We start from the raw sequence: 24,770 nt of genomic DNA, 5'->3' as shown, positions 1-24,770 counted from the left end.
AAAATGTAATTTTGATAAAAAACTTACCTTATGTCTGGATTCAAAAATGATCTTCAATTTGCTTCAAGTCCCTATTTATTGCAACATGCAGAGAATCCTGTGAATTGGGAGGAATGGAGTCCTGAAGTTTTGGAGCGTGCGCAGCAGGAAAACAAGCCTATTTTGATTAGTGTAGGCTATGCCGCTTGCCATTGGTGTCACGTTATGGCTCATGAATCTTTTGAGGATACTGGAGTAGCCGAGCTCATGAATACCCACTTCATTTGTATTAAAATTGATAGGGAAGAGCGCCCAGATATTGATCATATTTATATGGAGGCGGCTCAAATGCTAACAGGTCGTGGAGGCTGGCCGCTCAATGCCTTTGCCTTACCAGACGGTAGACCTTTTTATGCAGCCACTTATTTTCCTAAAGAAAACTGGAAAAAAGTGTTGTCAAACATCGCTAAAGCCTATTCTCGAGATTATAAGTCTCTTCTGGACACTGCAGAAAAGTTAACAGACGGTATACAGTTGGCTCAAGAATTGAGTCCAGCAGAGGAAGGAGACATTCAATTTTCCAAATCAGAATACCAAGACCTAATGGTGAACTGGCAAAAAATAGTAGATGGAGATCGCGGAGGTTTTAAGGGGGCGCCTAAATTTCCAATGGCCAACTCTTGGCAGTTTTTACTTCAATACTATGATTTTACCAAAGAGCATTCGGTTCTAGAGATGGTAACGAAAACATTAGATGAAATGGCTCTGGGAGGTATTTATGATCAAATTGGCGGTGGATTCTCAAGATATTCTGTGGATGCTGATTGGTTTTCGCCACATTTTGAAAAAATGCTTTACGATAATGCTTTGTCGATTAGTTTGTACGCGAACACCCAAAAGTTGGCGCCCAAGCCCATATACAAACAAGTGATTACAGACACTATTGATTTCGTGAGCAAAGAGCTCATGAGCAAGGATTATGGGTTTTATGCTTCTCTAGATGCCGATAGTGAAGGGGAAGAAGGAAAGTATTACGTGTGGTCTTATAAAGAACTTTCTGAGGTGTTAACCGAAGAAGAATTAAACCTAGCTCAAAGCTTTTATAATGTAACTGAGCGAGGTAACTGGGAATCGCCCAGGAATATTTTGTTTAGTCAACAAACACCAGACTCTTATGCAAAAGCTAAAAATTTAAATCCTGAAAAATTCCAAAGTGATCTCAATCAACTGAAGCACAAATTATATCAGATTCGATGGGAAAGGCCCCATCCTCCGCTAGATCATAAAATTATCACCTCGTGGAATGCGATGATGATTACGGGATTGGTGGATGCGTATACAGCCTTGAAAGAACCAGAATACTTAGACTTAGCAGAAAAGAATGCCCAGTTTTTATTAGCGTCTATGATGACTGAAAATGGAAAATTACTACGAACCAAAAGTTCAGACTCTAAGTTTATATATGGTTTTTTGGATGACTATGCTTTTTTGGTGGAGGCGCTTATTAAGGTATACCAAGTGAGTTTTAATATACTTTATTTAAACACAGCTAAAGATTTGGTGAACATTTGTCTAGAAGACTTCTTGGACTCTTCAACAGGACTATTTTATTACTCATCGACCAAAGGAGAGCAGCTTATTTCAAAAACCTTTGAAATTAATGATAATGTGATTCCTGCCTCCAACTCGTCTTTAGCTAAATCTTTGTTTTTGATGGGGCACTTTTTTGACGACTCAATTTATACCAAAGCATCAGAGAAAATGTGGAACCAAGTCAGATCAAAACTTCATAAATCGGGGCCTTACTATGCCAATTGGCAAATCCTGTCCGGGTGGTTTTCACATCCCTTCTATGAAGTGGCTATCATGGGGAAAGAGGCTAAGCAAAAAGCATTGGAACTTCAGCATAGCTTCTGTCAAAATTCTATTTTCTTGGGCGGACATGAAGAAAACTTGGCACTTTTAAAAGGAAAATTACCTCGAGAACTTTCAGAAACTAAAATATATGTCTGTGAACACAAAACGTGTCAGCAGCCTACAATAGATGTTGATGTTGCCAAGGAACAACTAGAAATCAAAGGTTAAGGTTAGTCCTCGTACATTTTAATAATGGTTTCACCTTTCATGGTTTTAGACGCTCTAAACATTCCTGGAGTATTGAATTCCATGACCATTTTTCCTTCATTATCAATACCTATGATGCCGCCTGTTCCCCCCATATCGGTAAGTTTCTTTTGGATCACTCGTTTTGCTGCTTGCTCTAGACTGATGCCTTGGTATTCCATAAGTGCAGAAATATCGTAAGCAACCACCCCTCTAATAAAGTATTCGCCATGACCCGTTGCAGAAATTGCACAGGTTTTATTATTGGCATAAGTACCAGCGCCAATGATAGGCGAGTCTCCAATTCTTCCATATTTTTTGTTGGTCATTCCACCAGTAGAGGTGCCTGCGGCTAAGTTGCCTTCCTGGTCTAAAGCAGCACAGCCAACAGTCCCAAATTTTTCATTGCTCAAGAAAAACTTATTTCCATTAGAGACTCCTTGCTCTTTTGCTTTTGAAGCTTCCAGTGCTTTTTTTCTATTGTCTGTTATAAAATATGAGTTTTCTACAAATTCTAGTCCATTTAGCTTGGCAAAATCTTCAGCACCTGCAGCACTTAGCATCACATGATCGGATTCTTCCATGACTTTAAAAGCGAGGTTAATAGGGTTTTTGATATGTTGTACACCAGAAATAGCTCCTGCATTTCTGGTTTTTCCATCCATTATCGAGGCATCTAGTTCGGCAATACCATCTGCATTCAACACTGCTCCTTTTCCAGAATTGAACAGAGGAGAATCTTCCATGATATTAATGGTTCTTTGGACCGCTTCCAAAGCAGTGCCTCCTTCAGAAAGGATGGTATGTCCCACTTCTATAGCTTCTTTTAATTTGTCCTCATAAGCTTTTTGCAAAGAGTCTGTCATAAATTCTTTTTTGATAACACCAGCGCCACCATGAATAACAATACCGAATTTTGCGGGTTTAGGGACATTTTTTTCTTTACTAAGCTTTGGGCTATCGTGACAAGCGATAAGTAATATACTGGCAAGTAATAAAAGATAATTTTTCATAAGGTTATAAGGTTATAAGTTTAATAAGTAATCCAATGCTGATTTTTCTATTGTTATTAAGTCAGATTCTGGTAAGCGTTTTAAGAGGCGTTGCCATCGTTTATCATTCATGAACAGACGTTCAAAAATAGGAATAGACATCTTGACTTGATTTGAATTCACTAGTGCAACTGCCTTCCAAAATTTAATTTCCTCATTATTGGGAAGCAACTTTTCGGCAGAATTGTAAGCTTTCAGGGCAGCTTCGGCATCTTTATTCTCCATGGCAACATCTCCACTAGCCATAAACTCATAGGCTCTATGGCTATTGAGTAAACGCGATAATTCTTCTACGGGCGTTTTGTGATCATCTACCCGTAGATCTATCTTTTTGTCTAACCAGGGGTGTTCTGCGGGGTCCTTGCCAACAAGGATGAGTGCAGAAGATTGTTTCCCACGAATATCTCCGCCACTGTTTTGAGCAGCCTCCATAGCAGCGACGATACGTTCTGCTAGGTCTAAATCATCATTTTCCTCAAAGGCCTGTCTCATAGCATAAACCACGTTTTTGTCTTCCATCATATTGGCTTGGATGCTGTAGTGATCTCCAATAAGGTGCAATGCGGCTTCAACACATTTTTCACCTGTAAAGGCGGCAATAGTTCCGTCTCTGGAAAGCATAGCGACTTGTCTATAGTGAACACCGGCATCTTCTTTTTTGAGTTTTTCCATAGCTTCCTTAGCATTGAGTCCCTTTTGCATCAGTTCCAAGCCTTCGTGTCCGTAGCGTTCATTCACAAAAGATTGAGTGGCAACAACTCCCACTCCAGATTTTCCCCAAGGGACAGCAGTTCCTACAGAAAACCAATGGCTTTGCACACCTACAGCCATATCGCCAGTAACAGGATCTTGAGCGATGATAGAGAATGTATGAGCAAACTTATCTGAATTGGCTGGCTTTTGACCATAACTCTTCCAACAAGCTATAACACAGAATATTATAAGATACCTTAAGTCCATTGTAATTATTTTTTCGTTAAATTTATGTAATAATAACGAGTTTTATATTTGAGATCTTCAATTTTTTTGTTGATTTAATATGTATATAGCTGTAGAATTTACACTTAATCAATACTATTAATATATGTCCGAGGAGTTTATTGAATTAAAGCAGATACTGGATTATTTTGAATCTCCGGCATTTTTGGTAAGAAGTTCTAAAAAAGGCCTTGAAGCAGCGGGGTGTAGCCAAAAATTTAAAATATTTTTTGATTGCTTGAGTCATAAAGATTCCAGAGTAAGTTTGGCTTCGTTTTTAAAAGAAACACTGCGAATTGACGAAAAATCTTCAAAATTCATTGCATCTCAATTAGAGTCCCTTTCAAAAAAACCTAAATCGTCATCAATAGCAGAGTTCCAACTGAGTTTCAATCACAAGGATTTCAATTTCAAATGTGAACGCGTTGGCATTAAAGAGACACCATATTTCTTTGTTATGGTCACTCAAAGCTATAAGGAGAAATCTCGCTTCAATAATATCAACAAAACTTTAGATACTGCTTTTTTTCAAAGAATTTTTGAATCTCTTCCCTTAGGTATTGCTGTCAATAAAATAGACGATAATACCACGGTTTACATCAACAAAAAGTTTGAAAACATCTATGGCAGGAAAGCTGAAGAGCTTCAAAATGTATCAGAATTTTTTGAAAAAGTATATCCAGAGGTTAATTATAGGAAAGAGATTTCGGAAAGAATCTTAAGTGATATCGCCTCTCGAAATCCTGAAAAAATGCAGTGGCAAAATTTAAGGATCACCACAAAATCAAATCAGGTAAAAATTATTGATGCTAAAAATATCCCTTTGTATGATCAGAATCTTATGATTTCTACAGTGACAGATGTCACTGAAAGTTATTATGCTAGGGAAGAACTAGAGCAAGCAAAAAGCAGGTTCGATTTTGCTTCTCAAGCTACCTCGGATGCTGTATGGGAATGTGATTTAAAAAGCGATAAATTGTACTGGGGGGAAGGCTATGAGCGACTTTTTGGATACAAAAAAGAGGGCAATATAGTTTCAAAGTCTTTCTGGGAGTCTAAGATCCATCCTAATGACGTCCGCTCTTTTTTGAATAGTTTAAAACTAGCAAAAGAAGATAAAGACTTAAAGAAATGGACGTTCGACTATAGATTTTTGAAAAAGGATGGATCCTATGCCAATGTAAGAGAGAACGTAATCATCATCAGAAATAAGGAAGGAGAAGCTACTCGACTTGTTGGAGCTCTGCAAGACATCACTAAAGCGGTAAAGCGAGAAGACCATCTGGGTCTTTTAGAAAAATTGGTAGCAGGAGCAAAAGATTCCATTTTGATGGCCAAAGTCCACAACGATAATTTTCTAGACTCAGAGATTATTTATGCCAATTCTAGCTTCCAAGACTTATTTGGTTATGATAGCTCAGACATCATCGGTAAAACCCCACTCGAGTTTTATGTGACCGATAAAAACAAAGCAGCATTTACAGATTTAAATAAAAAATTGAAAAATTGGGATCCAGTAGAAATTGACCTTTTAAATTTTACAAAACAAAACCTAGAGTTTTGGAACAATCTATCCATCACTCCCATCATGGATAATCAAGGCTGGTATACACACTGGGTAGTGATCAATAGAGATATTAATGACCTGAAGAATAGTATAACAAAGCGTCAGCTTCTCTCTCAGACTCATAAAATTTTTGCGGAATATATACCTTTAGACACCTTATTAGTAAAGGTCCTGCAAGAGATAGAAAATCAATTAGGGTCTTATGTGAATGAGATTTGGCTTTTCGATTCCTATTCCAAAAAAATAACCAAATCTGTAGAGCTTAGGGGAGGAAAAGTTGTCGATTTGGAAAGCCACGGCACTAGCATATTCTACAAAAGTGTTGTGGAGAAAATAATTAAAACGAATGAACCGCTCATCACGATTCATGAAGATGATATACATTTGGAGGAAGGCACAAATATAAAATTGAGTTATGCCTTTCCAATTCAGTCTCACGGTTCTATTTTGGGAGTAGTGCTACTAGGCTTTACTCATACTTATTCTCGAGAGGAAAGCCTTCGTTCTATTTTTGATGATTTTTCTATACAATTGGCCAATGAAATTTCTAGAAAACAAGCTGAAAATGAATTGACCAGCTTCTTTGAATATGCTCCAGATTTTATGTGCATCACTGGAAAAGACGGCTATTTAAAGAAGGTGAATAAACACGCTTCCGATTTTCTTGGCATCAGCAAAGATGAGTTTTTGTCGACGCCCTTCCTAGAGTTTATCCATAATGAAGATCGGAACGAAGCTCAAGAAACACTTTTTGCTGCCAGCCAACTGCCTGGAAATCACTATACCGATATACGCTTAAATTCTCAAAATAACACTATGTTATATGTTTCTTGGAGGGTGTTTAGCTTAAAAGGAAGTGACGATGTTTATTGTGTAGGAAGGGATATTACAGAGAAAATTAAGTTAGAGGAGTTACTCGAAAAAACTAATATACTCTCTAAAACGGGAACTTGGGAACTTGATTTAGAAAATGATAAAACGTATTTAAGTGAAAATGCAAAATTCATGCTTGGTCAAAAAGAGTCTTTTGTTGGTAGGATATCTGAACTAAATTCACTGTTAAATTTGAATCACGACCTAGCTAAGCTAAGATCTTCAAAAATTGAAACGAAACAAATTGAGGAGTTTGACACCCAGATTGCCCTTCCTGATGGTACAAAGAATTGGTTTCGAATTGTTGTAGAACAAGAATTTGAGAATAACATTCTAGTCAAGTTGTTTGGATCTTTACAAAATATACAAGGCTATAAGGAGTCTGAATTGAAAGAGAAGAAACTCCTTCAGGAAAAGAATCAGATTCTAGATAATATTACCGATGGTTTTTTTGTGGTTGATGAACAATGGATTGTTAAATATTGGAATAAAAGTGCTGAGGAAATTTTATCTGTAAAGAAATCAGAAATTCTAGGAAAACATTTATGGGAGGTTTTTGATGACTTTAATGGAAATACACTCGATATAAAGTATAGGGAATCTATGGAGAAACAAGAAAGCATTCATTTTGAAAGCTATTTTGAAAATTTAAAAAAATGGTTTGAGGTGAGTGCTTATCCTTCTAAGAAGCTACTTTCAATCTATTTTAGAGACACAACAGATAAGAAGGCGATTGTTGAAGATCTAAGAACACAAATTGAAAAGTTTGAAATTCTCTCAGAAACCGTTATAGATGCCGTTTGGGATCTTGATATTCAAAACAATTCTTTATCCTGGGGTCTTGGTCTTAAAAAACTTTTTGGATATGATCCCAAAGAGTTTAGAGACAGTGAAGTAATGTGGTTAAACAAAATCCATCCCGAAGAAAGAGAAAGGATTCAAATTTCTTTTGAAGCTTCTCTCAAAGATTCAACTGCCGATCATTGGAAGGAATCCTACCGTCTTATGAAAAGTGATGGGACTTATACTTCTGTTTTGGATAGAGGAACTATCATTAGAGATGATCGGGGAAAGGCCTTAAGAATGGTTGGAAGCTTGCAAGATATCTCCAATATAAAAGAGTAGAAACCCAAAATCACATCTAAAATTTTTGAGTGGGATTTCCCTCAAAAAGGATTCCTGTAAAAACACTTTTAATTGCTTTGTTTTGAGAAAATATGCCTAATTTAGACGAATGAAATTAACTTCAATTTAAAAGTTGATGACGGGAGGATTTCAACAAAAAGATTCCCTAAAAGTCACATTTATATGAAAAAGCCGCCGATTCCAGATAATGAAGTAGAACGCTTAAAAGCTTTACAAAGCCACCAGTTACTTGAAAATCTTTCAGATGAAGATTATGATTTAATTACAAAACTAGCTTCAGACATTTGTGGTACTTCCATATCACTTATCACACTAATTGATTCCAAAAAGCAAGTCTTTAAATCTAGTCAAGGAATAGATTTGAAGGAAACTTCAAGAGATACGGCCTTTTGCGCACATGCTATTAATACTCCAGAAAAACTACTTATTGTCAATGATGCTACTTTAGATGACAGATTTAAAGAAAACCCCTTAGTTACAAAAGACCCGAAAATTGCTTTTTATGCGGGCATGCCTCTTATGAGTAAGGACGGCTATGCCTTAGGTACCCTGTGTGTTATCGATAACAAGCCTAAAGTCTTATCTACATCACAAATACAGGCTCTTAAATCTCTAGCAAAACTTGTAGAACGCCTTTTTGAGTCTCGTAAGAAATCTTTAGAGTTAGAAAAAGTCTATTCTCAATTGGAAGCTCAAAAGAATCAAACCGAAGAAATTGCATATGCTATAGCTCACGATCTTAAAAACCCTTTAGATAGCATTCAAGGATTTTTAGAACTATTGCAAAGAGAAACAGGAACAAGCCTTGGTGAAGAGGCTTTGCAATACATCAACTACGCCACACAAAGCACTCATAAAATGACAGCGCTTATCTATGAGATACTTGCTTTTGCCAAATTGACCTCTCAGAAAAATGTCATTGAAAACGTAGATGTAGAGCCGATTATAGAAAGTATTATAGATCTTAATTTACCAATTATCAAATCTAATACTATTGCCATAAACTATTCTGAACTTCCTAAAATTCAGACCTCTAAAACCCTATTTTCAATAGTCTTACGGAATTTAATAGGTAATGCTATAAAGTACAGATCTAAAGAAAAATCCTTAGTCATTGAAATAAAGATTGATGATGAAACTGATCAATGGGTTGTTCATATTTCTGATAATGGGTTGGGTATAAAAGACTCAAACCTAGTCAAAATCTTTAGACCCTTTTACAAGGAAGATTCCCAAAGCGATGCTGGAGTAGGGATGGGGCTAGCAGTTTGTAAAAAAATCATCTTAAACCTAGGAGGTGACATCTGGGTAACTTCTGAATCAGGCTCCGGAAGTACGTTTAGTTTTAATCTTCCTAAACAAGACTTATAAGCCAAAAAAATCTTTAATTTATGAGTACCTTACTTAAAACTCAATAAAAATAAACGCATGAAATTAGAAGTTTTAAATGTGGACGATGACAAAATGGTCCTTTTCATCCATGAGAAAATGATGAATCATGCGGGATTTTCTAGTCATCCTAAGTCGTTCTTAAACGGATATGAGACTTTAGATTATATTTCAGAATACAAGAATGAGGATACAAAGTTTTTGATTTTTCTAGATGTAAATATGCCAAACCTTGATGGCTGGCAATTTATGGATGAACTCAAAACTCACGGATTAACCAAATACTGTTATGTTTTGGTTGTTACCTCTTCAATAGATCTTTCCGATAAAGAAAAATCTGACACCTATCCAGTCGTTATCGATTTTGTAGAAAAACCTATTAATGTTGAAAAACTCAAGGACTTGAAACAGCTTAAAGAGCTTCAGCCCTTTTTTGAAAATTAAGAGTTGGATCTAATCCTCTATTTCCTCCTCCTCATCCCCAGTATAAGCTTCGTATTCTGGATATAAGAAGTTGTTATATGGAAAACGGGTGATGTGAATCTTTCTAACGGTTTCGTAGACTTTCTTTCTAAACTCTTCAATATTTTCTTTCTCTGTTGCTGAGATAAATAAAACATTATCGCCTTCCCGCTGCATCCAAGTTTTTTTCCACTCCTCAAGAGTGTAATGTTGATAAGATTTTTCAACCATCAAATCATCTTTTTCGATCACTTCAGGCTCGTAATTGTCAATCTTATTAAAGACCATGATACAAGGTTTATCTTTAGCATTAATATCGTCTAAAATACTATTTACAGACTCGATGTGATCTTCGAAATTTTCATGAGAGATATCGACTACATGCAAAAGCAAGTCGGCCTCTCTGACTTCATCTAAGGTGGATTTGAAAGACTCCACAAGTTGAGTGGGTAACTTTCTTATAAAGCCTACTGTATCGGTAAGCAAGAAGGGAAGATTACGAATCACTACTTTTCTTACCGTGGTATCTAAGGTAGCGAACAACTTATTTTCTGCAAAAACTTCACTTTTGCTTATCACATTCATCAGCGTAGATTTACCAACATTGGTATAGCCTACGAGAGCAACTCTTACAAGGCTTCCTCTGTTCCCGCGTTGAACAGCCATCTGCTTGTCTATGGTTTTTAGCTTTTTCTTAAGCAAAGTGATTTTATCTCTTACAATCCGTCTATCGGTTTCAATTTCAGTTTCACCAGGGCCTCGCATACCAATACCACCACGTTGTCTCTCCAAGTGAGTCCAAAGACCGGCCAGCCTTGGTAATAAATATTCGTACTGTGCGAGTTCTACTTGAGTGCTTGCGTTACTTGTTTTTGCCCGTTGAGCGAAAATATCGAGAATGAGGTAGGTTCTATCGACTACTTTGCACTTGAGTATTTTTTCGATACTCCTTTGTTGACCAGGAGATAATTCGTCATCAAAAATAGCAGTACCTACTTGATGTTCTTCCACATAATCTCTTACCTGTTCTAATTTTCCTTTTCCTATAAAAGTTTTAGGATTTGGAACCTCCAATTTTTGTTGAAAACGTTTCAAAACTTCTCCACCAGCAGTATAGGTAAGGAATTCTAATTCGTCTAGATATTCCTTGGATTTTTCTTCATCTTGAAACTGATTAACAATCCCAATAAGGACTGCTGTTTCATAGGTTGTATTTTGAGCGTCTATCATGGTTTATTTTATAAAACAAAATTATGAAAAATACTTCAGTTCACTTCTCACTTTAAGATTTTGGAAATTTAAAGAAATGGAGGTGGCCTTTTATTTTTCTTTTAACTTTATTGACTAAATTTAGACTTTAAATACTAAAAATTTCCTTAATTCGTTTATTATAAATAATCAAACTTTATGAATTTCAAAACCTACCTTATTATTTTCTCCTGCTTAATTTTAGCTTCTTCGTGTAGCTCAGATGATTCAGATGAACTTAATGCCAATCAAAATGAATGTAAAATTTCTAAGGGAATTTCTCCAAATGAAGATGGGCTTAATGATAATTTTGATTTGTCTTGTCTTGCAGACCGAACTGGAATTGCCACTTTAGAAATTTTCGACAGAAATGGTCGAAAGATTTACGAGAAAGACAACTATAGAGACGAATTTATCGGAGATTCCGATAACGGAAATAGCTTGGTGACAGGGACTTATTTTTATGATATTACTTTCGAAACCGAAGATCCCGAATACGGTTTCAATACAAAAGGAGACCTGTACATTAATGTAGAACAATAAGTCTTTATAGCTTAGTTGAAGAAAACCCTATCCATGAAAAAAATATATATACCTCTTTTCGCCATCTTGTGTTTGTTTACTATCACCACTGTTACAGCGCAGCAAGATCCTCAGTATACGCAATACATGTATAATATGAACGTCATTAACCCAGCTTATGCGGGCTCTAAAGAAAGCCTTTCTATTGGTGCTTTGTACAGAGAGCAGTGGTCTGGAATAGAGGGCGCTCCCCAAACATTCACCTTTAATGCCCATACCCCTTTAGGAAACGGTCTTGGCGTTGGATTATCAGCTATTAGTGATCAAATAGGTCCTGTAGATGAAACCAATCTTTACGCAGATATATCTTATACTATAGATGTTGGGGCTAATAGCAAGTTGGCTTTTGGTATAAAAGCTGGAGCAACACTGCAAAGTAGTAACTTTACAGACTTGTATTTCCAAGATGAAATGGATCCTGCTTTTCAAGAGGATATTAGTGGAACCTATCCTAGTGTAGGTGCTGGGGTTTTATATTATACAGACAAATTTTATGTAGGTCTTTCTATGCCAAATTTCTTAAGTTCTACTCACTTAGAGGTGGATGGAAGAGATTTTGGTTCAGAAAAACAACACTATTTCGTTACAGCAGGTTATGTGTTTGATGTCAATGATTTTATCAAATTCAAACCCTCTACTTTAGTGAAATCTGAATTGAGTTCAGCAGTCTCTTTTGATTTGAATGCCAATTTTTTATTCTACGACAAGTTTGAAGTAGGCGCTTCCTACAGATATGAAGATGCAATTAGTGCTTTAGCCAGCGTTAGAGCTACAGACTGGATACAAGTTGGTTTTGCTTATGATGCTACTACTTCAAACCTAAAAGAACCTTCTTACGAGGCCTTTATTATTTTCGATATTTTCTTCAATAAGAAAACTTACGTTTCTCCTCGTTATTTTTAAACTGAAATCCACATGATTATGAAAAACCTATATATATTGAGTATTTTCTGTTGCTTGGCATCAACCATGCTTTGGTCACAGAACAGCGATACCCAAAAAGCAGATAAATACTTCGACCGCTTTGCCTATGTCGATGCGATTGAAGCTTACGAAAAATTAATTCAAAAGGGAAAAGCAAATGCTTACGTTTATAAACAATTGGCAATAGCAAATATGAAGACTTCCAACTTCGAGGCGTCTGAGCGATTATTCAAGCGTTATCTTAGAAGTACTAGGAATCCAGATGCAATAGATTATTTTAATTACGCTCAAACTCTTTTGATTAACGAAGAGTACGATGATTTCAAAAAAGCAATGCTCGATTTTGCCGAAAAAGCGCCAAGAGATGAAAGGGCAAAGGCCTTTTTAGAAAATCCAGACTACCTGATGGACTTACAATCGATGACCCCAAGATTTGAATTGAATAAACTCAGTTTAAGCTCGGATTTCTCAGATTTTGGAGCTTACCAGTTTGATGGAAAACTTTATTTCGTTTCCGCAAGGAACGAATCTCGCAAAACCTACGGATGGGATAACGAACCTTCTCTAGATATTTTTGTGGCTGAAAATATTGGGGGGACGTTCAAAAATCCAATTGAAATCACAGGAGATATCAATACCAAATACCACGAAGGCTCTATTGCTATCACTAAGGATAGATCGACTTTATACTTTACCAGAAACGACTTTTTAGAGGAAAAGTATAGAAAAGATGACAATGGAGTGAACCACCTTAAAATTTATAAAGCAAGCCTTGTTAACGGAATGTTTCAAGATATCCAAGACTTGCCTTTTAATGATATTTCATTTTCCAATGCAAACCCAGCGTTAAGCCCAGACGGGAGTCAGCTTTATTTTTCAAGTGATAGAGCCGGAGGTTATGGATCTTCAGATCTCTATGTTGTGGATATTAATGCCGATGGAACTTACGGATCTCCGCAGAACTTAGGCCCCACTGTCAATACAGAGGGAAGAGAAAACTTTCCATTTGTCGATGAAGAGGATATGCTGTATTTCTCAAGCGATGGACATCTAGGTCTTGGTGGTTTGGATGTTTTCTATTCTAAAAAAGATTCTGGAGACTTTACACCTCCTCAAAACTTAGGTCTGCCGTTAAACAGTAATGCCGATGATTTTGCGTTTACTTATAACGGCAACGTAGAGTTGGGCTTTGTGTCTTCTAATAGGACCAGCACTAAAAAAGAAGAACGAACCGATAATATATATGGGGCGAAATTGGTAAGCCCACTAGAACAAACTTCTGTATTGGTTGAAGTTGTGGATGCTCATACTGAAGTTCATATCCAAGATGCACAACTTATTTTCTACGATACTACCCAAAACGAATATTCTAGGAGCAGAACCGATGCTAGTGGGAATAGCAACAACTTTTTACCAACCGGAAAGAAATTTGATTTGCAAGTGAATGCTGAAGGCTATGAGAGTCAATCCAATTCTTTTGAAGTTCCTCAATTACAAATGGTGATGAGAGTCGCTTTAGTGCCAGAGATGACCTCTACTGAAGCGGAGATTCTTATTCTTCAGGGACGCATCTTTTTTGATTACGACAAAGCTGATATTCGACCTGAAGCCGCTTTGGAATTGGATAAGCTAATTGAAATTCTTAAAGAAAATGGAGACATTAACATTCAAGTGGTGAGCCATACCGATGAAAGAGGTTCTGAAGCTTACAACATGAAATTATCTCAAGACAGAGCTAAAAGTACAGTAGACTACTTAACCGATAACGGAGTTGATCCCGAAAGATTATCCTCTGAAGGTAAAGGGAAAACTGAGCCAATAAACGATTGTACTTCTGGATGTAGTGACGAAGAACACGAAGAAAATCGACGTTCAGAATTTAAAATTGTAGACTAGGTCTTGACAGTAAGTCTTCCAATCCCTCAATATAACTATTGAGGGATTTTTTTATATTTACCATGCACTTAACCCCTTAAGCTATGGAAAAACCCAAATGCCTCTCCTGTGAGGAACCGCTGTCGGGAAGAATCGACAAAAAGTTCTGTTCCGATTATTGTAGGAGTACCTACAATAATAGGCTGAATAGTGAGTCTAGGAAGATAGTAAGGAACGTCAACAATAAGCTTAAAAAAAATTACAGAATTTTACAAAGCATCAATACAGATCAAAAAACGAAAACCACTCGAGACAAACTCTTAGAAAAAGGCTTTAATTTTACCTATTTCACGAATCTCTACACCACAAAATCTGGTCGGGTGTATTACTTCATTTATGACCAAGGTTATCTACCTTTGGAGGAGGATTATTATGCTTTGGTAAAAAGGGACTAATGAGAAAAAAAGATTATAAAGCCATTATAAGTTTACTTGTGATCGTTACTGCCGTTTGGTATGTCTTTTACGACCTTTATCCTTCAGAAATCACCGATTTATCCACTCAATCTAAAGATTTTTCAACCTTAAGGGCTTTTGAGCACGTCAAAAATATTGGTGACGAACCCCACTACATAGGTTCTGACGCCCATAATTCCAAACGAAATTATATTGTAAATGAACTTGAAAAAATGGATCTTCAAGTTCAAACTCAGCAAGGCTTTGTGCTCTCCAAGAAGGGGGTACTCACCGCTCCAGAAAATATTATTACAAGGCTAGAAGCCACCGATCCATTGCCAAACTCTAAGGCTTTATTACTCCTTTCTCACTACGATTCTGCCGTTCATTCCTCGCCCGGAGCTAGCGATGCAGCTTCTGGAGTAGCTGCCATACTAGAAGCAGTAAGAGCTTTTAAAGCGAGCAAGCCTTCTTTTCAAAATGACATTATTATTCTTTTTTCCGATGGTGAAGAAGTAGGCCTTTCTGGGGCAGAATTATTTGCCAAAGAGCACCCATGGATCAATGAGGTGGGTTTGGTTCTGAATTTTGAATCTCGAGGAAGTGGAGGCCCAAGTAATATGATTGTGGAGACCAATTATGGGAATTCTAAACTGATTGACCTTTTTGGAGAATCCCAAGGCCAACATCCGCTCGCCAACTCTCTTATGTATAGCGTGTATAAACTTCTACCCAACGACACAGACTCTACAGTATTTAGAGAAATTGCAGATGTCCCCAGCTTTTTCTTTGCCTTTATAGACGATCATTTCGATTACCATACCGCCTTGGATACACCAAGTCGGCTGGACAAAGGTTCTTTATCCCATCAAGGGGATTACCTGATGTCTTCACTAAAAGCCTTTTCCAATACAGATCTTTCAGACTTAACCTCCCAGCAGGATCAAGTCTATTTTACAGTAACAGGTTTGGGACTTTTTCATTATCCATTTTCATGGGTGTGGATCATTTATGCTGTTGCTTTTGCGATCTTCATCTTTATCTTAATTTATGGACTAAAAACCAAGTCGTTGACCAGAAAAGAAATTTTCTTAGGTTTTGTCCCTTGGTTGCTCAGTTTATTTTTATCTGGATTCCTCATCTATTTTGCCTGGCCATTATTGCTACAGATTTATCCAGAGTACTCCACCATTTTACAGGGATTCCCCTATAATGGGCATGATTATATCGTTGTTTTTGTAGCCTTTTCTTTGTTCTTGGTGTTTAGTATCTATCAGTTTTTCGACCATAGGTTAAACCCTAAAAACGCTATGATTGCTCCTCTTCTAACCTGGTTTATAGTTTTGTTTTTATTGAATATATTTCTTAAAGGAGCAGCCTTTTTTATTATCCCCTTACTTTTTACGCTCTTTGCTTTTTTCTTAATGGTAAGGCTTCAAGTGCCGTCTTATCTTTTTCTTCTGATTTTGATACTGCCTTCCTTAAGCATTATAGCTCCATTTATTCAATTTTTCCCCGTGGGATTAGGTCTTAAAATGGGAGTGGTGAGTGCTGTTTTCACCGTTTTGTTATTTGGTAACTTATTGCCCATCTTTGGCTATTTTTCTATTAAAAAAGGGGTTGCCACTTTAGCTTTACTGGTGGCGATAGGTTTTTTTATAAAAGCGCATCTTGGGTCTGGTTTTTCTGAAACGCAGCCGCTTCCTAATAGCTTAGTCTATGCTTTAGACTCTAGTACCGATACAGCCCATTGGTTCACTTACGACGATGAGTTAGACTCGTGGACTTCCCCTTATTTTAAAGAAGCCAAGGACTTAACCGCTTCACTAGATTACCAGAGTAAATACAATTCGGCCTATACCAAATCGTCAATAGCAGACTTGAAAGCCATCCCTAGTTCTCAAATTCAAGTGGATACCTTAGAACCTTCAAGCCCAAGGTTTAAAAAATTCAGAATACAAGTAGATTTTCAACGAAATTTAAATAGAATTGTAGTGTCAGAAGCTACAAGAGCCAATTTTAAATCATTCACAGTTAATGGAGTCACCGCCGATTTTTATGAAGCAAATGATGAAGAAAGTGCCCATGTGCACACCAATCGGTTTCAGAAAAACATCATCGACTATTATGTAGTGAACCAAGTTCCATTGTCATTTGAATTTGAAGTGGACAAAACACAACCTGTTGAGTTTACCTTTAATGAAATCAGTTTTGATTTGTTGAGTCATCCTTTATTTTCAGTAAAAAAACGCCCTGTAGAAATGATCCCCAAACCATTTATCGTGAACGATGCTATTATAACCCAACAAAAATTGAATTTATAATGTCCACACAGATTTCTATTTTAGGATGTGGTTGGTTAGGAATACCATTGGCAAAATCCTTGATTGAAAAAGGATATACTATCAAAGGCTCTTCGACTTCTGAAGATAAATTAGAAGTGCTTAAGTCAGCAGGGATTCAGCCTTTCAAAATTGAATTGAAGGAGGAGAAAATCCTTGGCGATATCGCTAGCTTTCTTGAAGGTTCTGAAATTTTGATTATCGATATTCCACCAGGCTTAAGGCGAAATCCCAACTCCAATTATATCGCTAAGGTCAAGCCTTTGTTACAGGCTATTTCAGCTTCATCACTTTCAAAAGTTTTATACATCAGTTCTACCGGTGTTTTTGAAGATCATGAAAGTATTCCTGACTATAGCGAGCAGTATGTATTTAGCTCTTCAGAAATCAAGGCGAATCCCCTTGTAGAGGCAGAACAACTTATCCTGAATTTGAGCCCGGCCAAAGCTAGTGTGTTAAGATTTGGAGGTTTGGTGGGAGAAGGCAGGCATCCTATTCACTTTCTCGCAGGAAGAAAAGGCTTGCAAAATCCAGAAGGGCCAGTGAATTTGATTCATTTATCCAACTGTATTCGATTGATTTTAGAAGTGATAAGTCAAGATCAATTTGGAGAGATTTTTCATGGTGTAGAAATCATTCAACTTTCTAAGCAGGCTTATTATGCTAAAAAAGCTAAAGAGTATGATCTTGTTCCTCCAGAATTTGAATATACACAAACCACCAAAGGCAAAACTATACGAATGGATGGGACGTCAAAAACCCTTGGTATTGAATTAGAGAACAAGGTTTAAGGTATCGATTCAGGCTGAGGTAAAATCCAATCGTTATGAGAAAAATAGTTCCAAGTGATGGTCGTCAAATCTAATTTAGGATCTATAAGAAATTGAGGCTGTCTTCCATTAATACCCACTTTTATACGAGCGTATATTTCTATAGGAATTTCCTTTGCGGCATACTCTTCTTTAAGGTGTTGGGTAAATTGCCAAATCCCATCGGGTTTAATAAGTTGTCGTCTTTGCTTTTGAGTTAAATACTGCTCAAGTTCAACGTAATTGGTTTCGCCGGTGGTGAGGTTTTTTATCCTAAAGCTCGAGTAACCTGTTTTTGACCTTAGCATCATTCTCCAGCTCATTCTATGGCCTTCTTCGGTCCATAGAACCTCTCCTTTTATGAAATGATGACGTAGTGGCAAGAGCAGCTGGAGTATAAACCACACTGCAAAAAAAGTTTTGATTAATGGAGCTGATTTTGGAGAATCGTAGGCGTCTTTACTGTAAAATGGCTTGGATTTAAGAAACGTCTGTTGGATATACTGCTTTGGGAAAAAGAATACCGTAAATGCCAGCGACATGTAGGGGAAAATTCCAATCTGAAACACGATGCTGTTGAAGAGATGGAAGAATACACTGATCCAGAACACAGTTACCCGTGTTCTCTTCCATAAGAGTAGAGGAACGACGAGTAAATCGAATAAAATGCCAAAATAAGTGATGCCCACATGCGTCCATTGGTGTTGGAGGAGGTCTCCAATGAGCCAATAATGTGCTCGACCTTTCATTAAAAGTTCTGGAAAAGTCCCGTCTAACCAGTCTGGATAAAATTTGGCCAGACTTGCATAGGTATACACAATCCAGACTTGAGCTATTAAAAATAGAACGACCCAGTTGGGCATTTTTATAGACCTCAGATTCGGATTTTTTCTAGCATCATAAGACAAGTAAGTATGTGCAGGAACAATACACATAAAGATAAGGAGAAGGATAAGAAGGTAATAGTGATTATTGTAGGAAGTTTTTTGCATTAAGTACACGCAAGTCCACAACACGGTATAGGCAATAACGCTCAATCTATATTTGACTCCAAGCATGATTAAGATGCCAAAGGACCCCATGAGTCCAAAGTAGATATACATTCCTGGTTCTGGAATAGGCTGCAAAAAATCGAATCCTATAAAGTTGAAGGTAAACTTAGGTTCGACTAAAGTTCTGCGAACCCAACCTGTAGCTATAGCTCCCCAAGCCTCCAAGGCAATAAGCAAACCAAAAATAATTCTAAACACGATGAGTGGAGAATTATCAACTTGCTTAAAGAGGAGTTTATTCATTATTGAAGACCTTTATGTAGTTTTTCGCAAAGACCTCATCGGCTCTCATGGCTTCAACTAAGGCGTCTAAACCATCGAATTTCACTTCACTTCGTATGCGTTTCAGCAATTGGATATGAAGGTGTTGCCCGTATAAATCCTTGTCCAAGTCAAAGAAATAGGTTTCTATGCTGCGGTTTTGTCCGCCAACGGTGGGATTGGTCCCTATATTCATCATACCAAAGTGCTTATCGCCGTTTATCACAGACGCGACCACATACACCCCTTCTTTGGGGATGAGTTTATAGGACTCTTCTATGTCCATATTGGCGGTGGGATATCCCATATTTTTTCCAAGGCCTTTACCTCTTACGATTTCTCCAGAGAGGAAAAAGGGGAGGGAAAGGTATTTATTGGCAGTCTCCAGATCGCCATCTTCCAAAGATCGGCGTATTTTGGTAGAGCTCACCGCTACATCTTCGATATCTTGTTTCGAGATTTCAAGAACTTCAAAATTGAACTCTTTACCAAATTCCTTAAGGTCTTCGATATTTGCGGTTCTATTTCTTCCAAAGTGATGATCGTAGCCAATCACTATTTTTTTGGCATTCAAGGATTTCACTAAAATCTCTTCGACATATTCTCGGGCAGATAACCTTGAAAAATCCATAGTAAAGGGATGCACGATGAGGTGTTCCAAGCCAGTTTCCTCCAAGATTAATTTTCGTTCCTCAATGGTATTGATCAATTTTAAGTCTTCGCTTTGTTGCAAGACCATCCTAGGATGAGGGTAGAAGGTGAGTAGGGCGGTTTGTAAGTGACCTTTTTCTGTAGAATCAATAAGGCGTTTTATGATCTTTCTGTGGCCCAAATGCACTCCGTCGAAGGTTCCAATGGTCACTACCGTTGGAATACTAGAATCGAATTCTGAAACATTATTGTAAATTTTCACGCGTATCTATTTTCCATTAAAGGCGTTCATAGTATTATGGATTCCTGCGGTTCCAAAAGATAAAATTAGCTCTGCAGAGGCGTCCAATCGTTCTTTGAGTTGGTTTTTTTCTTCGTCACTCCATTCGCTTAGGACATAATCAATTTGTCTTCCTTTGGAAAACTCATCACTTATTCCAAACCGGAATCGCGGGTATTGAGTAGTTTGGAGTATGCTTTGGATATGTTTAAGACCATTATGTCCACCGTCGCTTCCTTTTGCCTTGAGGCGAAAAATCCCAAAGTTGAGGTTCAGGTCATCGGTGACCACCATAAGGTTGTCTATGGCGATGTTTTCTTTATCGAGCCAATATCTTACGGCTTTACCACTCAGGTTCATAAATGTACTGGGTTTTATGAGAATAAACTTACGACCTTTAAAAGACACTTCGGCTTTATCCCCATAGCGATCTGGTTCAAAACTCACTTCTTTTTTTTCTGCCAAGGCATCCAGAATCTTAAAACCGATGTTGTGTCGGGTATTTTCATATTTTGGGCCAGGGTTACCTAGACCAACAATCAAAAATTTCTTCATAGGGTTTTCCTCTTCTTTTTTATCCTTGGTTAGAAGTCTGGCAAAAAAAGCTCTCATTCGATTTTTTGTAAAAATAAAAAAGCATCCTGAAAAAACAGGATGCTTTTAATAAATTATAAGCTTCAGATTTATTCTTTGCTATCTTCAGAAGAGTTTCCCTCTCCTTCAGCAGCATTTTCTTCACCTTCTGCTCCTTCTTCGTTTTCATCGTCTTCGTCTTCATCAACGCCGATAAGCGATACATTTCTAGAGGTTCTCACTTGACAAATTAATGTATTGTCTGGGTGCATGATTTTATAATCTTCACTTGCAACCGCCGTGACATACATTTTTTGTCCAATTTTAAGCGGAGTTACATCTGCTAAGATAAAATCTGGTAGGTTTTTTGCAAGACCTCTTACCATCATACGTCTTAAGTTAAATCTCAATACCCCACCATTTTTCACTCCTTTAGGAACACCTTCAGAATGAACAGGAATTTCCATAGTGATTTCCTGTCCTTCGTGGAATTCGTAGAAATCAATGTGCAGAATGTCATCTGTCACAGGGTGGAATTGAATATCTTGAAGTACAGCATTCGTATTGGTGCCATCTAGGGCAACTACTACGGTGTGTACATCTGGCGTGTAAATCAACTTATTGAAAGACACTTCTGACGCAGAAAAATGCACGATATTATCCCCCCCGTAAATAACGCAAGGGACCTCTCCAGCATTACGTAAGGCTTTCGTAGCTTTTTTGCCTACGCTTTCTCTTTTAGATCCATTGATCGTAATCGATTTCATAAAAATTAAATTAAATTAAACTACATTAAAAACTTACCGCTGATGGATTTGTTATAATGGACGGCTTTCATCACATCTGCAAACAAATCTGCACAGCTCAGTACTTTTATTTTTGGACTGTCTTTTTTCAACGGAATACTATCCGTGACAATCAATTCTTCTAATTTGGATTCTTCTAGCTTTTCATAAGCATTTCCAGACAATACAGGGTGTGAGCATACTGCTCTTACACTTTTAGCACCTCTTTCTATCATCAAATTGGCAGCATGGGTCAAAGTTCCTGCGGTATCTACCATATCATCGACTAGCACTACATTCTTACCAGTCACGTCACCAATCAATTCCATATGCAAAATCTTATTGGCTTTTGCCCGCTGTTTGTAACAGATAACGACATCACTTTCTAAAAATTTGGAATAGGCATAAGCTCTTTTAGATCCGCCCATATCGGGAGAAGCTATTGTAAGATCACTTAAGTTGAGGCTTCTGAGATAGGGTAAAAAGACAGTAGACGCATACAGGTGATCCACAGGTTTTTCAAAAAAGCCTTGGATCTGGTCTGCGTGAAGGTCCATAGTTATAATACGGGTTGCTCCAGCGGTTTCTAGCATTTTGGCCACCATTTTGGCAGCAATAGGAACTCTTGGCTTATCTTTTCTATCTTGGCGAGCCCAACCAAAATAGGGGAGGACTGCGGTAATGTGCCTTGCAGAAGAGCGCTTTGCAGCATCCAACATCAAGAGCATCTCCATCAAGTTGTCTGCGTTAGGATTGGTAGAGCCAATAATAAATACTCGAGAGCCTCTTACGCTTTCCTCGAATGAAGGCTGAAACTCTCCATCGCTAAAATGCATCGTATTGATATTCCCTAATGGAATACCATAGGATTCTGCGATGGATTTTGCTAGAGTTTCGCTTTGTGAACAAGCGAAAATTTTTGCTACTTTTTCTACGTCTGCCATAACTAATTGACCTTTTGGAGGATATCCGATTTTATGGATTGCAAATTTAGATAAATAATTGAAGTTGGGGATAAATAACAGCACTATTTTCGATGAGAAAAGAAATATTTTCATATTTTTACCATTCCAATTGCCTAGGTGGCGGAATTGGTAGACGCGCTGGATTCAAAACCCAGTATCTTACGATGTGCGGGTTCGATTCCCGCCCTAGGTACAAAGCCTTCCTTTATTGGAAGGCTTTTTTGTTTTAAGTACTTTCTGTTTCTTTCTTTATTTTGAATTTACTCTAGTTTGCTTTCATTTCTTTAGATACATTTCTTAAAGTTTTTTCTCAACTTTATTATCCAAAGCGATAGAGATTTATATCTTGAAGAAGCTTGAATTGAGATGAGTAGCTTAAAAGTTCTGAGGATTTATTTACATACTTTAAAGCACCATCTAATCCTAAAGTCTTTAATCTAACGTTCTTCAAAGATCTCAAACCCATCAAAAGAGACTTAACAAATCGACAAAGCTTAGGCTCCTTTTTTGCTGATTTATACTGAAGAATGTGTGGATAGAAAAGAAGCTAGGAGAAGAGAAAAGTATTGGAAAGGAGGAAGTGGCAAAAGAAAATTGAAATTACTAAAGTCAAAATTCATGTAAGTGGTCCGACCTGCCTTCCAAGGCACGTAAGCTTGTTCTCGCTCAGGGACATTACAAACTATCTACTTTAAGAGTTTTTTTGATTCTGACTTATGCATTTAAACTTCTTTAATCTATCCTAGAGGTTGGCGGGAGTTTTTTTTCTTGATTGCTGAGAAACTAGCTAAGCGTTCTAAAGTATTTATTTTCTCATATACTCTTGCCATTGTACAATAAGGTATTTGTCCTTCCCTGACTTTTTAAGGTCTAAAAATCCATAATCGTAAACGAAAAGATAGATATCTCCTTTGCTATTTTTCCAGTAGTGCGTGAAAAAATTAGGATCAAACCCATCGTTGATAAGCAATTCTTTCCGCACAGTAGTAAATCCCCTAAAATTATATGTTTTTAAAACTTTCCGATTCGTTTTCAATCGTCGGTCTACTTCCAAATAGAAGGCTTCTTTTTCCTGCCGAGTTTCGTACTGGTGAATCGACTTGCATTTTGTAGAGCAAAACTTCTTATCTGATCTTCCTTTGAGGGGAGATTCACAAACTGGACAGATTTTATGATCAATCATTGTTAAACGTATATTATACGGCTAATATACTTTTTATTAGTTAAAACTAATGTAGTATTGAATTATGAATATGCTCAAGAACATTACTCTCTATCATTTGATGATCAACAATAAAAAAATGATAGGCATCAAGTTTACACCCGATAAGGTTTTACAGGCGCTTATAAAAAGTCTGGATAATCCTAAATGGAGTGCGCATTATAATATGGCCTATGTTTTAAATACCAAAAACAACCTGTCTACTATTTACACTACTTTCAAAGGAGTCGCTTGGATTAATTATAATCGATTTCTGACCAATAGACCTATTCATACGACTAATGAAGAGGTAGATATTGACTGGTACAGAAGGCGAAAAGTCACAGAACAGCACCGTCGTTGTCCAGAAGAATACTTATTAAAACTAGAGCTTAAACGCTATGCAAATAGCACGATACGCACTTATGTTCATTTTTTTGAACACTTCATAAACCAGTATCCAGATATAGATTTGCACGCCATTAATGAAAGCCATATACGGGGGTATCTACAACTGCTTATTCGCCAGCATAAGTCCAACTCTTGCATTAATCAAGCCATCAACGCCATCAAATTTTATTATGAAGTTGTATTGGGTATGCCCAATCGGTTTTATGAGGTAGAAAGACCCAGAAAAGAGTTCAAGCTACCTATTATAATTTCCAAGGAAGATGTTTTGGCCCTTATCGCCCAAACCAATAACCTTAAACACAGGTGTATTGTTGAACTGCTCTACGGCTCTGGTTTACGCCGAAGCGAATTGATCAATTTAAAAATTGAAGATATAGATAGTAAACGTATGCTTGTACGGATAAAACAAGGTAAAGGGAATAAGGATAGGCTTACCTTATTATCACAAAATGCATTGTTAGATTTACGCTGCTATTATAAAGATTGGAAACCGAAAAAGTATCTGTTTGAAGGGCAGAAAGGCGGTAAATATAGTGGTCAAGCTGTTGTTAACGTAGTAAAGAAAGCGGCTTTTAAAGCTAATATTAAAATTACAGTAACGCCACATATGCTGAGGCATAGTTTTGCTACGCATCTATTAGAAGCAGGGGTTGACTTAAGACAAATACAGGTACTATTAGGGCATCAATCGACTAAAACGACAGAAATTTACACTCATGTGGCAACAAATACTTTTAAAACAATAAAAAATCCCTTAGATTAGTGCTTTGATAAAATGGATATAACACAACTTGTTGTCTTATCCGT

At 37.2% G+C, this 24,770-nt stretch carries 20 protein-coding genes and 1 tRNA gene; 12 read left to right on the top strand and 9 right to left on the bottom strand.

What is annotated here, in order from left to right; translation table 11 throughout:
• The first annotated feature begins 30 nt into the window (after positions 1-30).
• Positions 31-2,064, top strand: coding sequence for a thioredoxin domain-containing protein (locus PGOND44_RS10685; RefSeq protein ID WP_003441470.1), 2,034 nt, complete (start codon positions 31-33; stop codon positions 2,062-2,064).
• A gap of 2 nt (positions 2,065-2,066) precedes the next feature.
• Here PGOND44_RS10685 and PGOND44_RS10680 read toward each other — a convergent pair whose 3' ends face one another.
• A complete protein-coding gene (locus PGOND44_RS10680; RefSeq protein ID WP_003441467.1) occupies positions 2,067-3,095 on the bottom strand; it encodes an isoaspartyl peptidase/L-asparaginase family protein in 1,029 nt (342 codons plus the stop codon).
• A gap of 12 nt (positions 3,096-3,107) precedes the next feature.
• Positions 3,108-4,094 (bottom strand): DUF1028 domain-containing protein, encoded by a 987-nt coding sequence (locus PGOND44_RS10675; protein WP_003441464.1) that lies wholly within the window; start codon positions 4,092-4,094, stop codon positions 3,108-3,110.
• A 124-nt stretch (positions 4,095-4,218) separates the two neighbouring features.
• Between PGOND44_RS10675 and PGOND44_RS10670 the strand changes: the two genes are divergently transcribed.
• The 3 genes from PGOND44_RS10670 to PGOND44_RS10660 all read left to right on the top strand — a co-directional run bounded on the left by PGOND44_RS10670 (position 4,219) and on the right by PGOND44_RS10660 (position 9,531).
• Positions 4,219-7,677, top strand: coding sequence for a PAS domain S-box protein (locus PGOND44_RS10670; protein ID WP_003441462.1), 3,459 nt, complete (start codon positions 4,219-4,221; stop codon positions 7,675-7,677).
• A gap of 183 nt (positions 7,678-7,860) precedes the next feature.
• A complete protein-coding gene (locus tag PGOND44_RS10665) occupies positions 7,861-9,069 on the top strand; it encodes a sensor histidine kinase (protein WP_003441460.1) in 1,209 nt (402 codons plus the stop codon).
• A gap of 57 nt (positions 9,070-9,126) precedes the next feature.
• Positions 9,127-9,531: a response regulator gene (locus PGOND44_RS10660; RefSeq protein WP_003441456.1), complete on the top strand. Its 405-nt coding sequence runs from the start codon at positions 9,127-9,129 to the stop codon at positions 9,529-9,531.
• 9 nt (positions 9,532-9,540) lie between these two features.
• Here the strand turns inward: PGOND44_RS10660 and hflX are convergent, their stop codons facing one another.
• Complete coding sequence (gene hflX / locus PGOND44_RS10655; RefSeq protein ID WP_003441453.1) at positions 9,541-10,779, bottom strand: GTPase HflX; 1,239 nt, start codon at positions 10,777-10,779, stop codon at positions 9,541-9,543.
• 177 nt (positions 10,780-10,956) lie between these two features.
• On the opposite strand from hflX, the gene PGOND44_RS10650 reads away from it, so the two are divergent.
• From PGOND44_RS10650 to PGOND44_RS10625, 6 genes are all read left to right on the top strand, one after another.
• The gene (locus PGOND44_RS10650; RefSeq protein ID WP_040556059.1) at positions 10,957-11,340 is read left to right on the top strand and encodes a T9SS C-terminal target domain-containing protein; all 384 of its coding nucleotides are present in this window, start codon (positions 10,957-10,959) and stop codon (positions 11,338-11,340) included.
• Between the two features lie 33 nt (positions 11,341-11,373).
• Complete coding sequence (locus PGOND44_RS10645; protein WP_003441451.1) at positions 11,374-12,282, top strand: PorP/SprF family type IX secretion system membrane protein; 909 nt, start codon at positions 11,374-11,376, stop codon at positions 12,280-12,282.
• 18 nt (positions 12,283-12,300) lie between these two features.
• Positions 12,301-14,199 (top strand): OmpA family protein, encoded by a 1,899-nt coding sequence (locus PGOND44_RS10640; RefSeq protein ID WP_236611987.1) that lies wholly within the window; start codon positions 12,301-12,303, stop codon positions 14,197-14,199.
• An 83-nt stretch (positions 14,200-14,282) separates the two neighbouring features.
• Positions 14,283-14,633 (top strand): hypothetical protein, encoded by a 351-nt coding sequence (locus PGOND44_RS10635; protein WP_003441447.1) that lies wholly within the window; start codon positions 14,283-14,285, stop codon positions 14,631-14,633.
• A complete protein-coding gene (locus tag PGOND44_RS10630) occupies positions 14,633-16,957 on the top strand; it encodes a M20/M25/M40 family metallo-hydrolase (RefSeq protein ID WP_003441446.1) in 2,325 nt (774 codons plus the stop codon). Before PGOND44_RS10635 ends, PGOND44_RS10630 begins: the two co-directional genes overlap by 1 nt.
• A complete protein-coding gene (locus PGOND44_RS10625; protein ID WP_003441444.1) occupies positions 16,957-17,766 on the top strand; it encodes a Rossmann-fold NAD(P)-binding domain-containing protein in 810 nt (269 codons plus the stop codon). The genes PGOND44_RS10630 and PGOND44_RS10625 overlap by 1 nt, the downstream gene beginning before the upstream one ends.
• On the opposite strand, the gene PGOND44_RS10620 is transcribed toward PGOND44_RS10625, so the two are convergent.
• From PGOND44_RS10620 to PGOND44_RS10600, 5 genes are all read right to left on the bottom strand, one after another.
• Positions 17,763-19,079 carry an HTTM domain-containing protein gene (locus PGOND44_RS10620; RefSeq protein ID WP_003441443.1) on the bottom strand — a complete coding sequence of 439 codons (1,317 nt, stop codon included), beginning with the start codon at positions 19,077-19,079 and terminating at the stop codon, positions 17,763-17,765. The two genes, PGOND44_RS10625 and PGOND44_RS10620, sit on opposite strands and share 4 nt — an antisense overlap.
• Positions 19,072-20,010 carry a bifunctional riboflavin kinase/FAD synthetase gene (locus PGOND44_RS10615; protein ID WP_003441441.1) on the bottom strand — a complete coding sequence of 313 codons (939 nt, stop codon included), beginning with the start codon at positions 20,008-20,010 and terminating at the stop codon, positions 19,072-19,074. Before PGOND44_RS10615 ends, PGOND44_RS10620 begins: the two co-directional genes overlap by 8 nt.
• 6 nt (positions 20,011-20,016) lie before the next feature.
• Positions 20,017-20,640, bottom strand: a complete 624-nt coding sequence (gene pth, locus PGOND44_RS10610) for an aminoacyl-tRNA hydrolase (RefSeq protein ID WP_003441439.1) — start codon at positions 20,638-20,640, stop codon at positions 20,017-20,019.
• 71 nt (positions 20,641-20,711) lie between these two features.
• Positions 20,712-21,368: a 50S ribosomal protein L25/general stress protein Ctc gene (locus tag PGOND44_RS10605; protein WP_003441436.1), complete on the bottom strand. Its 657-nt coding sequence runs from the start codon at positions 21,366-21,368 to the stop codon at positions 20,712-20,714.
• Between the two features lie 20 nt (positions 21,369-21,388).
• Positions 21,389-22,330 (bottom strand): ribose-phosphate pyrophosphokinase, encoded by a 942-nt coding sequence (locus tag PGOND44_RS10600; RefSeq protein ID WP_003441435.1) that lies wholly within the window; start codon positions 22,328-22,330, stop codon positions 21,389-21,391.
• Positions 22,331-22,462: 132 nt separating this feature from the next.
• On the opposite strand from PGOND44_RS10600, the gene PGOND44_RS10595 reads away from it, so the two are divergent.
• Positions 22,463-22,544 (top strand) — tRNA-Leu (locus tag PGOND44_RS10595).
• Positions 22,545-23,156: 612 nt separating this feature from the next.
• Here PGOND44_RS10595 and PGOND44_RS10590 read toward each other — a convergent pair.
• Entirely contained in the window at positions 23,157-23,534 is a 378-nt protein-coding gene (locus tag PGOND44_RS10590) for a hypothetical protein (RefSeq protein ID WP_003441434.1), read from the bottom strand.
• Positions 23,535-23,598: 64 nt separating this feature from the next.
• Here PGOND44_RS10590 and xerA point away from each other — a divergent pair, with 64 nt between their 5' ends.
• Positions 23,599-24,726 carry a site-specific tyrosine recombinase/integron integrase gene (gene xerA / locus PGOND44_RS10585; RefSeq protein ID WP_003441433.1) on the top strand — a complete coding sequence of 376 codons (1,128 nt, stop codon included), beginning with the start codon at positions 23,599-23,601 and terminating at the stop codon, positions 24,724-24,726.
• The last annotated feature ends 44 nt before the right edge of the window (positions 24,727-24,770 follow it).

Source organism: Psychroflexus gondwanensis ACAM 44 (assembly GCF_000355905.1).
In the GTDB taxonomy this organism is placed as follows: domain Bacteria; phylum Bacteroidota; class Bacteroidia; order Flavobacteriales; family Flavobacteriaceae; genus Psychroflexus; species Psychroflexus gondwanensis.
Note: the sequence above shows the minus strand (reverse complement) of the source record. Positions and strands in the feature narration are given on the sequence as shown.

Excerpts from the sequence above, each read along its gene's own strand:
- PGOND44_RS10685 (WP_003441470.1), top strand. The coding sequence starts at position 31 with ATGTCTGGATTCAAAAATGATCTTCAATTTGCTTCAAGTCCCTATTTA.
- PGOND44_RS10680 (WP_003441467.1), bottom strand. The coding sequence starts at position 3,095 with ATGAAAAATTATCTTTTATTACTTGCCAGTATATTACTTATCGCTTGT.
- PGOND44_RS10675 (WP_003441464.1), bottom strand. The coding sequence starts at position 4,094 with ATGGACTTAAGGTATCTTATAATATTCTGTGTTATAGCTTGTTGGAAG.
- PGOND44_RS10670 (WP_003441462.1), top strand. The coding sequence starts at position 4,219 with ATGTCCGAGGAGTTTATTGAATTAAAGCAGATACTGGATTATTTTGAA.
- PGOND44_RS10665 (WP_003441460.1), top strand. The coding sequence starts at position 7,861 with ATGAAAAAGCCGCCGATTCCAGATAATGAAGTAGAACGCTTAAAAGCT.
- PGOND44_RS10660 (WP_003441456.1), top strand. The coding sequence starts at position 9,127 with ATGAAATTAGAAGTTTTAAATGTGGACGATGACAAAATGGTCCTTTTC.
- hflX (WP_003441453.1), bottom strand. The coding sequence starts at position 10,779 with ATGATAGACGCTCAAAATACAACCTATGAAACAGCAGTCCTTATTGGG.
- PGOND44_RS10650 (WP_040556059.1), top strand. The coding sequence starts at position 10,957 with ATGAATTTCAAAACCTACCTTATTATTTTCTCCTGCTTAATTTTAGCT.
- PGOND44_RS10645 (WP_003441451.1), top strand. The coding sequence starts at position 11,374 with ATGAAAAAAATATATATACCTCTTTTCGCCATCTTGTGTTTGTTTACT.
- PGOND44_RS10640 (WP_236611987.1), top strand. The coding sequence starts at position 12,301 with ATGAAAAACCTATATATATTGAGTATTTTCTGTTGCTTGGCATCAACC.
- PGOND44_RS10635 (WP_003441447.1), top strand. The coding sequence starts at position 14,283 with ATGGAAAAACCCAAATGCCTCTCCTGTGAGGAACCGCTGTCGGGAAGA.
- PGOND44_RS10630 (WP_003441446.1), top strand. The coding sequence starts at position 14,633 with ATGAGAAAAAAAGATTATAAAGCCATTATAAGTTTACTTGTGATCGTT.
- PGOND44_RS10625 (WP_003441444.1), top strand. The coding sequence starts at position 16,957 with ATGTCCACACAGATTTCTATTTTAGGATGTGGTTGGTTAGGAATACCA.
- PGOND44_RS10620 (WP_003441443.1), bottom strand. The coding sequence starts at position 19,079 with ATGAATAAACTCCTCTTTAAGCAAGTTGATAATTCTCCACTCATCGTG.
- pth (WP_003441439.1), bottom strand. The coding sequence starts at position 20,640 with ATGAGAGCTTTTTTTGCCAGACTTCTAACCAAGGATAAAAAAGAAGAG.
- PGOND44_RS10605 (WP_003441436.1), bottom strand. The coding sequence starts at position 21,368 with ATGAAATCGATTACGATCAATGGATCTAAAAGAGAAAGCGTAGGCAAA.
- PGOND44_RS10600 (WP_003441435.1), bottom strand. The coding sequence starts at position 22,330 with ATGGCAGACGTAGAAAAAGTAGCAAAAATTTTCGCTTGTTCACAAAGC.
- PGOND44_RS10590 (WP_003441434.1), bottom strand. The coding sequence starts at position 23,534 with ATGATTGATCATAAAATCTGTCCAGTTTGTGAATCTCCCCTCAAAGGA.
- xerA (WP_003441433.1), top strand. The coding sequence starts at position 23,599 with ATGAATATGCTCAAGAACATTACTCTCTATCATTTGATGATCAACAAT.